We start from the raw sequence: 14,481 nt of genomic DNA on the forward strand, positions 1-14,481 counted from the left end.
AGCGTTAGGCGCGTTACGGCGCGCCTTTTTGGTTCTACCCCTTTTTAACCATGGCGCACCCTTTAAATGGCATTTAAAATGCACGTTATAGATTTCTTCCTTTAAAGGGGCATCATCATGGATTACCGTAACCAATCCCTAGGCGCACTCGCCATTGCAATCCCACGAGCCAGCAAGCTGTTCCGCGACTACGATCTGGACTTCTGCTGCGGGGGTAAGCAAACCCTGGAGCGCGCTGCCAGCCGCAAAGAACTGGATCTGGATAAGTTGGAAAGTGAGCTGGCCGCACTGGCGGCAGACCCGGTGGATACCCGCGATTGGCGCCTGGCCCCGCTGGCTGAGATCATCGATTACATCCTGCCACGCTTCCACCAACGCCACCGCGAACAGCTGTCAGAACTGGTATTGATGGCGGAAAAGGTTGAACGTGTCCACGGCGACAAGCCCACCTGCCCACGCGGGCTGGCCAAGCAGCTAAACCTGATCCGGCTGGATCTGGAAAATCACATGATGAAGGAAGAACAGATCCTGTTCCCGCTGATTAAACAAGGCATGGGGCAACAGGCGGCAGGGCCGATTTCGGTGATGGAACATGAGCATGATGAGGCTGGCGAACAGTTGGAGGTGGTAAAATTCCTCACCAACAACGTCACTCCACCGGAAGGGGCCTGTAATACCTGGCAAGCGCTGTACAACGGTATCAATACGTTTATCAGCGATCTGATGGAGCATATCCATCTGGAGAACAACCTGCTGTTCCCACGCGTACTGAGCGGCAGATAAAACCAGGGCGCCGTGAGGCGCCCTTACTGTAACACTAGAGCCGATTACAGAATTTCGAGCAACTCAACGTCAAACACCAGCGCGCTGAATGGCGGGATGGATGCGCCTGCACCACGCTCGCCATAGGCCAGGTTGTGAGGGATATAGAGCTGCCACTTGGAGCCAACCGGCATCAGCGTCAGGGCTTCGATCCAGCCTGGGATCACGCCGCTGACCGGGAACTCGGCAGGTTGACCACGTTCAACGGAGCTATCGAAGACATCACCGTTGATCAGGCGGCCGGTGTAATGCACGCGCACGCGATCCTGACGAGATGGGATTGGGCCATTGCCCTGCTCCAGTACGGAGAACTGCAGGCCAGACTCGGTCAGCGTCACTTCATCACGCTTGGCGTTATCTTCCAGGAACTTCTGGCCTTCAACGGCCATCGCCTGCTGGCGCTCAAGGCGTACAGCATCCGCACGTTCGTGGATTTCGCGCAACGCACGATGAACCACATCAACCGGAACCGCCGGGGCATTCCCTTCCAGCGCGTCACGCAGGCCAGCCAGCAGAGCTTCTGGTTGTAAACCTTGCAGGCCGGACTCTTGCAGTTGCTGACCGACCTGTAAACCAATCCCGTAACTTGCTTGCGCTTCAACGCTATCAAAAGAAGGGGTTGTCATGGGGTTTTCCTTTAGTCTGTAAAAAGTCGAAAGCGCAGCATAACAGCGCGGCAAAGCCGGGTAAAATCTTGTGTGGAGAATGATGACTTTTGTCGTAGAAAAAGAAACAATAACCTGCTGTTAACGTTTGGTGTCATTATTCTCTCGGCTACCAATCGCTTCAAACAGTTAGCGGATATAGACCCGGTACGGCTCAAGGCCGGCACCGAAGTGGCGCAGTACAGAGACTATTCGCCCCTCAAGGTGCACAAGTGCACTGCGGCTTGAAACCATAGGGTATACTGGGGTCAGCGATACACTTTTTGTAAAGTGACAAATTTACGCAGTTGAAGAGAGGTCACCATGGGCAGAATCGCGCCCAGGAGAAGGAAAACCACCCGTGTCTACCAGCCATTGCTGCGCACCTGGCTGAACCTGAGCCAACGCCTGAAGCCTGGCCCGGCACCGGAAACGCCAGCAACCACAGATGAGCCGGACTCACCACCGCCACAGCAGAGCGGCAAGGGGCAAAGGCTCAAAGCGTTGTTGCTGAAAATATGGCACCTGCCGGACAGCCTCCACTGGATGGAACCGCTGCCCTATTTTCACCGCCGTTGGGTGATTATTTTTGGTGCTATCCTGCTACTGTCGCTGCTTTGGCCGTATTCCGACGATAACGCGCGTCCGTTCCCGGTCACCAGCCAGGAAAACCAGATACCGTTGCAGGCTCAGTTACAAAACGATGGCCAACAAACGGCAGGCGAAAGCGATAGCTGGCAGCGATATCAAATCCAGGCTGGCCAAACTCTGGCGCAGCTGTTCCGTGACAACAATCTGCCGGTGAACGAGGTGTTTGCCATGGCGCGAGTTGAAGGCAACGATAAGCCACTCAGCAATCTGAAGGCCGGGCAAGAAGTGCGTATCGAACGCAATGCCAACGGTGTGATCACCGCGCTCTCAGTCACCACCGTGGATAACAGGGAAGCCCTGTTCCGCCGCCAGAACGATGGCAGCTACCTGCGCGTTCGCTAATCTTTAAGCTGGTCCAGCAAAAAATCACGCAGTACAACCCCCTGGTTGTGCTGTGTGTCCTTGCTGCCATACAGCAGGGTCAACGGCTCACCTCGCTTTAACAACGCCACCAGCGGCTGCCAGGCCTCATTGGCGACCAACTGTTGGCGATAGAGTGCAACAAACTCATCCCATTGGTCGGTATGCTGATGAAACCACTGGCGTAACGCCGTATCCGGTGCCACCTGCTTAAGCCAGATGACGCCCTGCAATCTCTCCTTACTCACACCGCGCGGCCATAGCCGGTCGGTCAGATAGCAGTGCTCCGGTGCCGGGCCGCTGAAATCGTAGACTCGCTGTAAGATAATTTCTGCCATTTTCGCCTCTCCTTGCCAACAGATGGCCTCAGAGTAGCGCGTTTTACCTGGCGCTGAAAAGCAAAACGCCAGCACTAGGCTGGCGTTTTAACTTGGTGTACTAAAGCCGATTAAGCTTCAGCAACCACAACTACATTCAGCTGTGCGAACACGTCGCTGTGTACCTGGAAGTGCACTTCGTGCTCACCAGTGGTACGCAGAACGCCGTTCGGCAGACGAACTTCGCTCTTGGCAACTTCAACGCCTGCCGCAGTAACTGCGTCAGCGATGTCGCGGGTGCCGATAGAGCCGAACAGTTTACCTTCGTCGCCTGATTTAGACGCGATGGTGACTGAACCCAGTTCGTTGATCTTGGTTGCGCGAGCTTCAGCAGCAGCCAGAACGTCAGCCAGTTTGGCTTCCAGTTCAGCACGGCGTGCTTCGAAGAACTCTACGTTTTTCTTGGTAGCAGGAACAGCTTTGCCCTGTGGTACCAGGAAGTTACGGGCATAACCCGCTTTAACGTTAACCTGATCACCCAGGCTGCCCAGGTTTGCTACTTTATCAAGCAGAATAACTTGCATTACCTTATCCTCTCAAAGTCGTTAATGGACAGTGGCCGATTACTGATGACGATCAGTGTACGGCAACAAAGACAGGTAGCGCGCGCGCTTGATAGCACGGGCCAGCTGGCGCTGATATTTTGCACGAGTACCGGTGATACGGCTCGGGACAATTTTACCACTTTCAGTGATGTAGTTTTTCAGCGTAGCGATGTCTTTATAGTCAATCTCTTGAACGCCTTCCGCGGTGAAACGGCAGAACTTGCGACGACGGAAATAACGTGCCATTTGGCTAGTCTCCAGAATCTATCAATTCAATCTGCTCGGCATGCAGGACCAATTTGTTCAGCCCGTTGCGCCCTTGATGGCAGCTAACGAAGCCTTGAACGGTAACCTGACTGCCGACCGTTAATCTTTGAGTTAAAGCTTGTGACTGTTGTCCGCTGACAACCACGGGCATTCGGCACCATGCTTGCCTGCTGAATCCGGCTTCCATCTGCGACGATCGGTGCTCAAGCACAAATTGGCAGTGGGGTATCCCGGAAGGACTCACTTTTCGCACCGGCGTCTTGCACACTGTGCCAGACAACACCAGACGATTAGCCGTCACGACAGCAATTACTCTTCAGAATCCCCAGCATCTGCATCATCTGCGGTTTCGTTAGCGAAGTCTTCGCGGCGATCGCCACGACGTTCGTCTTTCGCTTTAACCATCGGAGATGCTTCAGTTACCGCGTGCTTAACGCGCATAACCATGCTACGGATAACGGCGTCGTTGAAGCGGAAGTTAGTTTCCAGCTCATCGATCGCTTCCTGCGGAGCTTCAACGTTCAGCAGAACGTAGTGGGCTTTGTGCAGTTTATTGATCGGGTAAGCCAGTTGACGGCGGCCCCAGTCTTCCAGACGGTGAATCTGACCTTGCGCGTTAGTGATGGTAGCACTGTAACGCTCGATCATGCCCGGAACCTGTTCGCTTTGGTCAGGATGGACCATAAAAACGATTTCGTAATGACGCATCGAATTGCTCCTTACGGATTATTCAGCCTCCTGTCAGGGTCAACCGCGGCCCATGGAAGCAAGGAACGTGTGTATGTGTGCGGCTGAAAAATGACGCGTAATCATACCGGCGCAAGGGGGGGAACTCAAGGACTGAGTAGGATTTATTGAGGTTTATGCGTAAGGCCACGAGAAATAGCACGATTTGCTGACAGAAAAAGCGATGTATGCCGATCCATAGGTTTTAAAAATCCTTCAACAAAATCATCAGCCCACTGGAAATTATTATCATTTTTTTTGAACAAGGCCATCAAAATCTCCCCCTTTTTAATCCTGACTATCGGACTAAAGTTAAATTATCCGCCGCAGAAAGCGCAGCGATAAAGGGTTGCAGTTATTCAATATAGATAAATAACTTTTTGCTTAATGAGCAGTATATCGGCTGCGGGCCAAGTGACACGCCGCTGTAGCAAAGAGTTAAGAGAGGCACCTATGAAACGTATCACCATCGCTACCGCTATCGCTATCGCGTTGCTGCTTTCCGCCAACGCCATGGCCGCCACTGAAATCACCGCACACCAGGCCGCAGAACGCCAAAGCATTGGCTTCGTCAGCCTGACTCAGGAAGTGGTTTCGCCCGACGACGCGACGTCCCAAATCAACAAGATTGCCGATCAACGCGGCGCCAGCGCTTACCGGATTGTTGCGCTACATGAGCCAGGCAGCACCGCGTCTATCCACGTCAGCGCCGAGCTTTATCGCTAACCGAAAAATGCAGCACCAGGGAACCCTGCCGCACCAAGAGGCGGTCGATCAGTAACAGCCATGCCTTGCCCCCTCCCTCGGGGGCTTTTTACAGTGCATCCTGGAAGAAAGCTGCGGTAGCGTTCAACGCCCCAGGGGTAATACGATGGCGTACTTCCGCTTCAGTGAGGTAAGTCAACTTCCGATCCAGGCCGCGCTGGCGTAACTCACTGGCCAAGCGCTCACTCTCCACCGCGGGCACCACATCATCGGTTTCACCATGCCATAACAGCAGCGGCCGCCCGGCAAAACTCTCCCAATGCTGTTCAACCTCATAAGAGACCAAGGGCGCAAGACGCGCCTTGAGCGCGGGCTGCTCCAGCGGCTGGCCCTGCGCATCCAATGGCGGATAAAGCGTCTGCGCCAGTGAGGTAAAGTAGCCCGATCCCATCAGGCTGGCGGCCGCTTTCACCCAAGGATAACGGGTAAATGCCCCTAAAGTGGTCATGCCCCCCATCGAAGCGCCCGCCACGCCAATGCGATCCCCGGCAATTAGCCCACGCTGCTCAAAGTGCGTTTTGAGCGCGGGTAACTCATCGACGTTACTTTTGAGGATTTCCCAGAAATGCGCCAGCCGCCGTGCTTCATCACCATCAAACCGCTCACCGTGCATCGCACAATCGGGCAGCACCACCCGGAAACCGACCTTGGCCAGCGCATAGGCAAAATAGGCGTACACCTCTTTCGATGAGGTATAGCCGTGATAGAAGAAGATCGTGGGCAACGGTTGCTCATAGCACCCGGTAGGCACAGCATGGATCACCGCAACATCACCCACCCGCTCATCATGGATCTCGATCATGTATTCCCCCTGTAGCTAATCTTCTCTATGATGGCAAAAATCGGCCCGAAATCTTAGTTCAACCCATTCTACTCTATGCGAAAGAGTAATGAGGCCAGCATGAATCTTTCCCGTACGTTGATCACCCTATTGCTGTTTGGTTTGTTATCCGGCTGCAGCGTATTTAAAACCACGCCCAAACCCCCACCACCGCCTACCTCTCAGGCACAAGAGATCACCCGCGCCCAAACCACCGAGTTGGAGAAAATGGGAACGATCAGCGCGCTGGTGCATGGCAGTCCGATGAACGTGGAAGCCGAGATCCAGCGCAAAGCTAACGCCAGCGGGGCACGCTATTACATGATCATCATGAACAGCGAAACCATCGTGCCGGGCCAGTGGTATTCACAGGCGATACTTTATCGATAGCGCTGGCTCTGAGAGATAAGTAAAAACGGGTGCCTGAATAGGCACCCGTAAAAGAGATTTACGCGATTACTCTTTGATTACCGGCCCAGTGACATCACCGTTATTGGTGTATCTCCCCGTCAGATTCAGTTTCACACCTTCCAGGCCGCCGATCACCGCGCCACGCCGGTTAGTTAAATTCTGGCTGTTGATCGTGGTGACCTTCTCGGACCATAATTGACCGCTGTTGGTCAATGCCCCGTTGACTCGAATATCCAGCCCTTCTCTACCGTGGACCAAGCCGCTGTTGGTAAAGGCTGAAGCCACTTCTACGCTACTGCTACCTGTTGAAGAGATCGTGCCATTGCCGTTATCCAGGCGGTTAGCCAGCAGCGACAGAGAAGCCACACTTGAAAGGGTGCCGCGGTTATTATCCACGTTGCCGGCATACTTCATGTTCAAGTTGCCGCCGCTGGCAGCAATCAGACCCCGACTGTTGTACACCCGGTTACCGGTCATGCTCAGATCGCCCATGCTGATAATGCCCCCCTGAGTGTCCTCCGGCATATCGATATGCACGCCCATCACTCGACCAAAATTCTCACCATTACGGTTATAGAGAGTCGCCGCCTTTATTTCTGCCGTCTTCTCGGCAAAAATCAGCCCCTCGTCATTGCGCAATGTGTCGGTATGCACATGAACCTCCTGCCCCCCCAACAAGCCCGCATTGTTGTTGACCGTGCTGGCGTACAGCTCCGTGCTACCCAGCGCGCTACGGATCACGCCATAGTTGTTATTAAGGGCATTGTTGATGCGAACATCATTGCCCTTGTCCAGGGTTAACCCACCCGTGCGGTTATCCAGGCTGTTTGCTCGCAGCAACAGCTTACCCTCACCGCTAACACTGCCATCCCGGTTGTCCATGACGTTGATATTGGCGAGCTGGATATCCCCCATTGCAGAGATCTGCCCACTCTCGTTGAGCAGGTTACTGCCGTTGGTGTTTACGTTCAGCATCTTGGTCGCTTGCAGACTACCGGTTCTATTGGTCAGTAGCCCACTGTTGATATCCAACGCCCCAGCCGACTCAATCAAGCCGTTGGTGTTATTGAGCGCAGCTTTATTTGTTGTCAGCTTAAAATCCTCACCCGCACTCATTTTGCCGTTAGCGCTATTATTCAACGTACTGCTGGTAGACAGATTTACCTGATGTTGAGCCGCTATTTCGCCGCCACGGTTATCAAGCGTGCCGCCAATGGTCATCGACAGATCGGACGACGAAGAACCAAACGCAAAAATCTGCCCATTACGGTTATCCAGTGCACCGCTGATGATAGTGGAGTTACCACTGGTGGTGATCCGGCCATGGTTATTGTTCAACTGACCCGTTTTCAGGGTCATACCCAAGGTGCTGTAAATGCCGGTATCGTTATTGCGACCAGTATTGGTCAGCAACTGCCCATTGGTATCGATAGTGACCTGTGAACTGGATTGCACCATACCGTTGGTATTGTTCAATTGCCCACTATTGAGGCTCACAGAGCCGATAGCGGCTATGTTGCCGTTGGTATTGGTAATGCGGTTTTTAAGGGTATTGATAGTGATACCACCGTTCCCGCCGGTGATTTTCCCCCTGGTATTATTAATAGTGCCTGTGGTGTTCAGTGTGTTGGCGTGTGCGGCGGATAGGGTCCCTGAACGGTTATCCAGCACACCATTAACGTCCATCACCAGATCTGAGGTGGAAGCCGCGATGGTACCGGCATTACGAACACCCACTCCGCTTTCTGTACCCACCAGGGTGATCTTGCCAGCATACATCCCCCCCAATGCGGCAACGTCAATCCCGACGCCAGGTCTGCCCAACGCCGAGGCCAGCGCAGTCGCCTGGGTGTTGTCCGCATTGACGTTATTACGGCCAGTGGTCACTTTCAAATCCTTGGCCCAGACACCGGCATTAATCGCCACCGAGCGAGCAATCAAATCGGTATAATTACTGTCGCCGCTGTTCAGGCCATTGCCATTAATAACAATGCTGCCTTTTTCCGTTTTATATCCCTGTATGGCACCATCGGCAATCTGGGCAGTACCGGTGGTCAGCGTTGCTCTGCCAGCATTAATAAACCCGCAGCCGCTACAGGTAATACCGGCCGGGTTAGCAATAATTACCTGAGCCTGCTGACCTGCAACTTCCACCATGCCATTTAACACGCTGGCCCGATTAGAGTTGACCTCATTAAGGATCACCGAGGCCGCCCAACCGCTTAAATTTGCATTACCCGCAAGACTTCCCGCCAGTTGGCTATTCGCACCATCGACGCTGTTATTCAGCACCACACCGTTTTTATCAACGTTGAACTGGTTGAAGATATTATGCGAAACACCGCCTTTACCCGCTGCGTTGATATTCACCACGGTCGACCCATTCGCCCCTGCATTAACCGCGGGGCTAGACGCCTGCCCGGCATCGGCAACGATAGCCGCATTAGCCACGGAGATGCAGCCAAAAGCCAGCAGCCCGGCAAAGTAGAGTGGTGAAAGATTCATCTGCAGAGATGAATTGCTCTTTTCCTTACGTGTCGATAAATCGGTAGTGGACGAGTGTTTACTATATGTCATGCTGTTAATTCCTTTTGCACAATAGGAAAGCCTGTAGATTGCCCCGAACAAGCTGCAATAAAAACAAGACTTTCCCAAATAAATAATTAGCACAGATTGGCACTCACGAGCCGTGCTTAATCTCCATTACATTAAAAATGTAACATACAACCCGTTACCCACTCAGCCAATTAGTTAATCAGAACCCAAAAAAGGGTATATCCCACACGTTAACAAGAATCATCCTTAAAATTACACCGAAATACATCTTGGGTGCTTACACGAAATTAATATCACGCGGGATATTTCTATAATTAATCATTCGAGCTGAAATCAGGCAGGAAATTATACACCCAATGCCATCAGCCTATTATCTGATGGCATTTCCCTCTAGGCTATAAGCCCCGAGTTCCTGTTTATCCCCCCATAGCCCGCTGGAGTAGCGTATCGCACACCTCAGCAGGCAGCACTCTATCTCCACGATAATCCAGCGTTAAGTGGCACCAGGCTTCTCCAATTGGCGGGCTGGCATGCTGCAGCAGTTGGGCGGCACAGCACAGATCGAATAACTGCTGGGTTAGCAAACGCCCCATTTCTTCACGCGGTTGGCGCATACGCTGTTGCCATTGCCGCCAGGCGCGATCGAACAACCGGTTCTGCCCGCGCACCGGCAACAGTTCCTGCTGCAGCAACTCTAGCGCACCAGGCAACTTATGCAGACTGCGCATCACGTCCAGGCACATGATGTTGCCCGAGCCTTCCCAAATACTGTTTACCGGTGCTTCTCGATACAGACGCGGCAGCTCGCTGTCTTCGCAATAGCCAATCCCTCCCAGCACTTCCATGGCTTCCCCGATAAATGCCGCGCCTTGATGACAGATACTGTATTTTGCCGCCGGGGTCAGTAAGCGGCTGTAGACCACTTCGCCTTCATCCCCCCGGCTTTCCCACGCTCGCGCCAAACGGAGCAGCAAAGCGGTATGCCCTTCAAGCCGTAACGCCATACGGGCCAACACCTGCCGCATCAACGGCTGTTCAATAAGGCATTTACCAAACGCCTGCCGTTGCAGAGCATGGTACAGCGCCACCGAAAGGCCGCGGCGCATCAGCCCATGGCTACCCAAAGCGCAATCGAAACGGGTCATCCCCCCCATCTTGAGGATTTGCCTGACGCCATCCCCTTCATCGCCCAATAACCAGGCCGTTGCGTCCTGAAACTCGGCTTCGCTACTGGCATTGGAACGGTTGCCCAGCTTGTCTTTAAGCCTCTCCAGGCGGATGGCATTGCGAGTGCCGTCAGGAAGGAGCCGGGGTAGGAAGAAACAGGAAAGCCCTCCCTCCGCCTGTGCCAATATCAGATGGGCATCGCTTTGCGGCACCGAAAAGAACCATTTATGGCCCACCAGGCGATAGGCCTCCCCATTGCCGCGACTGGCGAGCGGCACAGCGGTGGTGGTATTACTCAGCACGTCAGAGCCGCCCTGCTTTTCCGTCATCCCCATGCCGATCAACAGCCCGCGCTTTTGTGCTCCGGGCAGCAGATGAGGATCATAACGATCGGAAAGTAACGGGGATAGCCAGGATTGATACTCCTTTGGCAGGGAACGCTGTAGCAGTGGGATAGCGCCAAAGGTCATGGTGATTGGGCAGAGCGTGCCAGCCTCCACCTGAGCGTGCAACACAAAGCGGGCGGCACGGGCCACCAAGGAGCCAATACGGGCATCTTCCTGCCACGGCAGGTTGTGCACCCGGTTAGCGACCAGCCCCTGCATCAGGATGTGCCAGGCTGGATGAAAGCGCACGTCGTCCAGGCGTTGCCCGGTGGCGTCATAGCGCAGCAACTCCGGTGGGTTGGTATTGGCCAGCCGCCCCAACTCCAGTGACTCCTGTGTGCCTAGCTGTTGCCCAAGCGAGGCTAAAACATCGCTATCCCAACCCGCCAACTCGCGCTGCAACGCTTCACGCAACGGCGTATCGGACAGGAAAAGGTTGCTGTTCCCCAAGGGCTTGGGTTGGTTAAAGACGGTATGCGTAGTCCAGACCATGAGATTGCTCCCTGATTAACGCTTCAGGGGTAATTATGGTCATTAGCTGGATTTCTGCAGCTGGCGGGATCACAAGATAGGAGATTAGAGGTAGGGGTGACAGATTTCACCCCTATTAAATCATCAGCTGCGCTGACGCACCGCTTCAAACAGACAGACGCCGGTCGCTACCGAGACGTTCAGCGAGGAAACCGTACCGGCCATCGGAATGCTGATCAGTTCGTCGCAATGTTCACGGGTCAAACGACGCATACCTTCGCCTTCCGCGCCCATCACCAGCGCCATCGGGCCGGTCATTTTGCTTTGATACAGCGTGTGGTCGGCTTCACCCGCCGTGCCCACGATCCAGATGTTCATCTCTTGCAGCAAACGCAGGGTACGAGCCAAGTTGGTGACGGTGATCAATGGGACATTCTCGGCCGCACCGCAGGCCACTTTCTTCGCCGTCGCATTCAGTTGGGCAGAGCGATCGCGTGGGACGATCACCGCATGGACACCGGCAGCGTCGGCACTACGCAGGCAAGCCCCCAGGTTATGGGGATCGGTAACGCCGTCCAGCACCAGCAGGAATGGCGTTTCAACGCTTTCCAGCAGCCCAGGCAGATCGTTCTCCTGATATTTCCGCCCTTCACGAACCCGCGCAATAATGCCCTGATGGACGGCCCCTTCGACCTTCTCATCCAGCCATTGGCGGTTAGCCACCTGGATCACAATACCGGTCGCTTCCAGCTCGGCAATCAAAGGCTGTAAGCGGCGATCGTCACGCCCCTTGAGAATAAACACTTCCAGGAAACGTTGTGGATCGTTGTCTAGCAGGGCTTTGACAGCGTGAATACCGTAGATAATTTCGCTCATGATGCTCTTTTAACTGTGCGGCCGGGATGACCCGGCCGGGGATAATAACGTGCGGCAGGTTAACCCTGCTCGGCACCTTTCTTCTTGCTGGCACGCTTGGCTTTGGTCGCGGCCGCTATCTTTTTGGTTTTGTCAGACGCTTTTTTGGCTTTCGCCTTCGGATCGGTTTTCGCTTTCGCCTTCGGGTCTGGCTTCACCTTGTCTGCGGGTTTGGCCTTGGCCCCGTCTTTTTTACGGAAGGCGCTGTCTGGCTCAAAGTTGGCAGGCGTCTTGCCGCCACGGCGTTTACGTTGAGCCTGACTACGGCCCGCTCCGGCACCGTCGCGCAGCGTACGCTGGCCGCCATTCTTGGCACGTTCGCGCTCGGTTTTGCCTTCACCACGCGGTTTACGAGTGCTGGAAACCAGGGCGAAGTCGATCTTGCGTTCGTCCATATGTACGGCCTCAACGCGGATCTCCACCGTATCTCCCAGGCGATAGACCATGCCGGAAGATTCGCCGATCAGACGCTGGCCGATATTATCGTAGCGATAGTAATCGTTATCCAGCGTGGACACGTGTACCAGACCATCGATAAACAGATCGCTCAGGCGGACGAAGAAACCAAAGCCGGTGACGCTGGCAATAACGCCGCTAAACACTTCACCGACGTGATCTTGCATAAAGTCGCACTTCAGCCAGTCCGCCACATTACGCGTAGCTTCATCGGCACGGCGCTCGGTCATCGAGCAGTGCATACCCAGTTGCAGCATCTCTTCCAGATCGCTGTGCCAGCCTCCGGTTGGCGTCCAGCGCTCTTTCTGCTCACCTTGCTCCTTCGCCAACACATACTTGATGGCGCGGTGCAGTGACAGGTCCGGGTAACGACGGATAGGCGAAGTAAAGTGGCCATAAGAAGCCAACGCCAGGCCGAAGTGGCCACGGTTTTCCGGATCGTAGATCGCCTGTTTCATCGAACGCAGCAGCATGGTTTGCAGCATTTCACGATCCGGACGTTCCGATACTTCGTCCATCAAAGTGGCGTAATCTTTCGGCTGCGGCTTCAGGCCTCCGCCCAGGGTCAGGCCCAGTTCGCTCAACACGCTGCGCAATGCAGAAATGTGATCGTCGCTTGGGCGATCGTGCACGCGGAACAGCGCAGGTTCGTTATGCTTTTCAACAAAGCGTGCCGCCGCAACGTTCGCCATGATCATGCACTCTTCGATCAGTTTGTGCGCGTCATTACGTACCGTTGGCTCTACGCGCTCAATACGGCGTTCGGCGTTGAAGATAAACTTGGCTTCTTCGGTTTCGAAGGCGATACCACCGCGTTCGGCTCGAGCCTGATCCAACACTTTATACAGCGCATGCAGCTCCTGCAGGTGTTTGACCAACGGATGATACTGCTCGCGCAGCTCCTGATCGCCCTGCAAGATATGCCAGACCTTGGTGTAGGTTAAGCGCGCATGGGAGCTCATTACCGCTTCGTAGAATTTAAACGAAGACAGACGGCCCGATGCGGAGATGGTCATCTCACTCACCATACACAGGCGGTCGACCTGCGGGTTGAGCGAGCACAGGCCGTTGGAAAGCACTTCCGGCAGCATTGGCACCACTTCCGACGGGAAGTAGACTGAGGTGCCACGGCTACGGGCTTCGTCATCCAACGCCGTGCGCGGGCGCACATAGTAGCTGACGTCGGCAATCGCGACCCACAGGCGCCAGCCGCCACCGCGTTTCTTCTCGCAGTACACGGCATCATCGAAATCGCGAGCGTCTTCGCCATCAATGGTGACCAGCGGCAGGTGACGCAGATCCACACGCCCTTTCTTAGCGGCTTCCGGCACCTGCTCACTGAGGTCGGCAACCTGCTTCTCCACCTGAGGTGGCCAGGTATGCGGGATCTCATGGGTACGCAATGCGATATCCACCGCCATGCTGGTGCCCATTTTATCGCCCAGGATCTCGACGATCTTGCCCACGGCTTTAGTGCGGCGCGTTGGGCGCTGGGTCAGCTCGACCACCACCATAAAGCCCATCCGCGCCCCGCTGACCGAGTCGGCAGGGATCAGAATATCGAAGCTCAGGCGGCCGTCATCCGGCACCACGAAGCCGGTACCGGCATCGGTGAAGTAGCGGCCAACAATCTGGCTGGTTTTGGGCACCAGGACGCGCACGATACGCGCTTCGCGGCGGCCTTTGCGATCTTCGCCCAGCGGTTGAGCCAACACCACATCGCCGTGGATGGCCATTTTCATTTGCTCGGCGGAGAGATAAAGGTCGTCTTTACGCCCTTCAACCCGCAGGAAGCCGAAGCCATCGCGGTGGCCGATCACCGTGCCACGCAGCAGGTCCAGACGCTCCGGCAGGGCATAGCACTGGCGGCGGGTAAAGACCAACTGGCCATCACGCTCCATCGCACGCAGGCGACGGCGCAAGGCTTCCAGCGCTTCTTCGCCGGATAAGTTCAGTTCATTGCCCAATTCTTCGCGGCTGGCCGGCGTTTCACGTTTCGCCAAATGGGCCAGGATAAATTCGCGGCTAGGAATTGGGGATTCATATTTTTCTGCTTCTCGTTCCAGGAATGGATCTTGTGACATTGAGGTTCCTCCGTTGTCATCAGCAGGGTGTCGCTGAGCCTTGTCTTCTCAGTAACGC

General features: G+C 54.8%; 16 protein-coding genes. 4 read left to right on the top strand and 12 right to left on the bottom strand.

Annotated elements, in window-relative coordinates; all coding sequences use genetic code 11:
• The first annotated feature begins 117 nt into the window (after window positions 1–117).
• Window positions 118–783, top strand: coding sequence for an iron-sulfur cluster repair protein YtfE (ytfE, locus tag ACMV5I_RS09195; RefSeq protein WP_414824182.1), 666 nt, complete (start codon window positions 118–120; stop codon window positions 781–783).
• Window positions 784–827: 44 nt separating this feature from the next.
• On the opposite strand, the gene ACMV5I_RS09200 is transcribed toward ytfE, so the two are convergent.
• Entirely contained in the window at window positions 828–1,448 is a 621-nt protein-coding gene (locus tag ACMV5I_RS09200; protein WP_021179017.1) for a peptidylprolyl isomerase, read from the bottom strand.
• A gap of 342 nt (window positions 1,449–1,790) precedes the next feature.
• On the opposite strand from ACMV5I_RS09200, the gene ACMV5I_RS09205 reads away from it, so the two are divergent.
• Complete coding sequence (locus tag ACMV5I_RS09205) at window positions 1,791–2,459, top strand: OapA family protein (RefSeq protein WP_024483347.1); 669 nt, start codon at window positions 1,791–1,793, stop codon at window positions 2,457–2,459.
• On the opposite strand, the gene ACMV5I_RS09210 is transcribed toward ACMV5I_RS09205, so the two are convergent.
• The 6 genes from ACMV5I_RS09210 to ACMV5I_RS09235 all read right to left on the bottom strand — a co-directional run bounded on the left by ACMV5I_RS09210 (window position 2,456) and on the right by ACMV5I_RS09235 (window position 4,664).
• Window positions 2,456–2,815: a DUF488 domain-containing protein gene (locus tag ACMV5I_RS09210; protein ID WP_024483346.1), complete on the bottom strand. Its 360-nt coding sequence runs from the start codon at window positions 2,813–2,815 to the stop codon at window positions 2,456–2,458. The two genes, ACMV5I_RS09205 and ACMV5I_RS09210, sit on opposite strands and share 4 nt — an antisense overlap.
• Window positions 2,816–2,925: 110 nt before the next feature.
• Window positions 2,926–3,378 (bottom strand): 50S ribosomal protein L9, encoded by a 453-nt coding sequence (gene rplI, locus ACMV5I_RS09215; RefSeq protein WP_004933629.1) that lies wholly within the window; start codon window positions 3,376–3,378, stop codon window positions 2,926–2,928.
• Between the two features lie 39 nt (window positions 3,379–3,417).
• Entirely contained in the window at window positions 3,418–3,645 is a 228-nt protein-coding gene (gene rpsR, locus ACMV5I_RS09220; RefSeq protein WP_000135199.1) for a 30S ribosomal protein S18, read from the bottom strand.
• 4 nt (window positions 3,646–3,649) lie between these two features.
• The gene (priB, locus tag ACMV5I_RS09225; protein ID WP_065684090.1) at window positions 3,650–3,967 is read right to left on the bottom strand and encodes a primosomal replication protein N; all 318 of its coding nucleotides are present in this window, start codon (window positions 3,965–3,967) and stop codon (window positions 3,650–3,652) included.
• A gap of 8 nt (window positions 3,968–3,975) precedes the next feature.
• Window positions 3,976–4,374, bottom strand: a complete 399-nt coding sequence (rpsF, locus tag ACMV5I_RS09230) for a 30S ribosomal protein S6 (RefSeq protein ID WP_004933634.1) — start codon at window positions 4,372–4,374, stop codon at window positions 3,976–3,978.
• 143 nt (window positions 4,375–4,517) lie between these two features.
• Window positions 4,518–4,664: a hypothetical protein gene (locus tag ACMV5I_RS09235; RefSeq protein ID WP_174334403.1), complete on the bottom strand. Its 147-nt coding sequence runs from the start codon at window positions 4,662–4,664 to the stop codon at window positions 4,518–4,520.
• 181 nt (window positions 4,665–4,845) lie between these two features.
• Here ACMV5I_RS09235 and ACMV5I_RS09240 point away from each other — a divergent pair, with 181 nt between their 5' ends.
• Entirely contained in the window at window positions 4,846–5,118 is a 273-nt protein-coding gene (locus ACMV5I_RS09240; protein ID WP_414824183.1) for a DUF1471 domain-containing protein, read from the top strand.
• A gap of 88 nt (window positions 5,119–5,206) precedes the next feature.
• Here ACMV5I_RS09240 and yjfP read toward each other — a convergent pair whose 3' ends face one another.
• On the bottom strand, window positions 5,207–5,959 hold the full coding sequence (gene yjfP, locus ACMV5I_RS09245; protein WP_414824184.1) for an esterase: 753 nt from the start codon (window positions 5,957–5,959) through the stop codon (window positions 5,207–5,209).
• A 99-nt stretch (window positions 5,960–6,058) separates the two neighbouring features.
• Between yjfP and bsmA the strand changes: the two genes are divergently transcribed.
• On the top strand, window positions 6,059–6,367 hold the full coding sequence (gene bsmA / locus ACMV5I_RS09250) for a biofilm peroxide resistance protein BsmA (RefSeq protein WP_024483343.1): 309 nt from the start codon (window positions 6,059–6,061) through the stop codon (window positions 6,365–6,367).
• 66 nt (window positions 6,368–6,433) lie between these two features.
• Here the strand turns inward: bsmA and ACMV5I_RS09255 are convergent, their stop codons facing one another.
• The 4 genes from ACMV5I_RS09255 to rnr all read right to left on the bottom strand — a co-directional run bounded on the left by ACMV5I_RS09255 (window position 6,434) and on the right by rnr (window position 14,423).
• Window positions 6,434–8,965, bottom strand: a complete 2,532-nt coding sequence (locus tag ACMV5I_RS09255) for a filamentous hemagglutinin N-terminal domain-containing protein (RefSeq protein WP_414824186.1) — start codon at window positions 8,963–8,965, stop codon at window positions 6,434–6,436.
• Between the two features lie 395 nt (window positions 8,966–9,360).
• Entirely contained in the window at window positions 9,361–10,989 is a 1,629-nt protein-coding gene (locus ACMV5I_RS09260; protein WP_071682918.1) for an isovaleryl-CoA dehydrogenase, read from the bottom strand.
• A 123-nt stretch (window positions 10,990–11,112) separates the two neighbouring features.
• Complete coding sequence (gene rlmB / locus ACMV5I_RS09265) at window positions 11,113–11,844, bottom strand: 23S rRNA (guanosine(2251)-2'-O)-methyltransferase RlmB (protein ID WP_021179009.1); 732 nt, start codon at window positions 11,842–11,844, stop codon at window positions 11,113–11,115.
• A 59-nt stretch (window positions 11,845–11,903) separates the two neighbouring features.
• On the bottom strand, window positions 11,904–14,423 hold the full coding sequence (gene rnr, locus ACMV5I_RS09270) for a ribonuclease R (protein ID WP_074032086.1): 2,520 nt from the start codon (window positions 14,421–14,423) through the stop codon (window positions 11,904–11,906).
• Window positions 14,424–14,481 lie beyond the last annotated feature (58 nt).

Origin of the sequence: Serratia sp. T13T92 (genome assembly GCF_047530105.1) — a bacterium.
In the GTDB taxonomy this organism is placed as follows: Bacteria; Pseudomonadota; Gammaproteobacteria; order Enterobacterales; family Enterobacteriaceae; genus Chania; species Chania fonticola.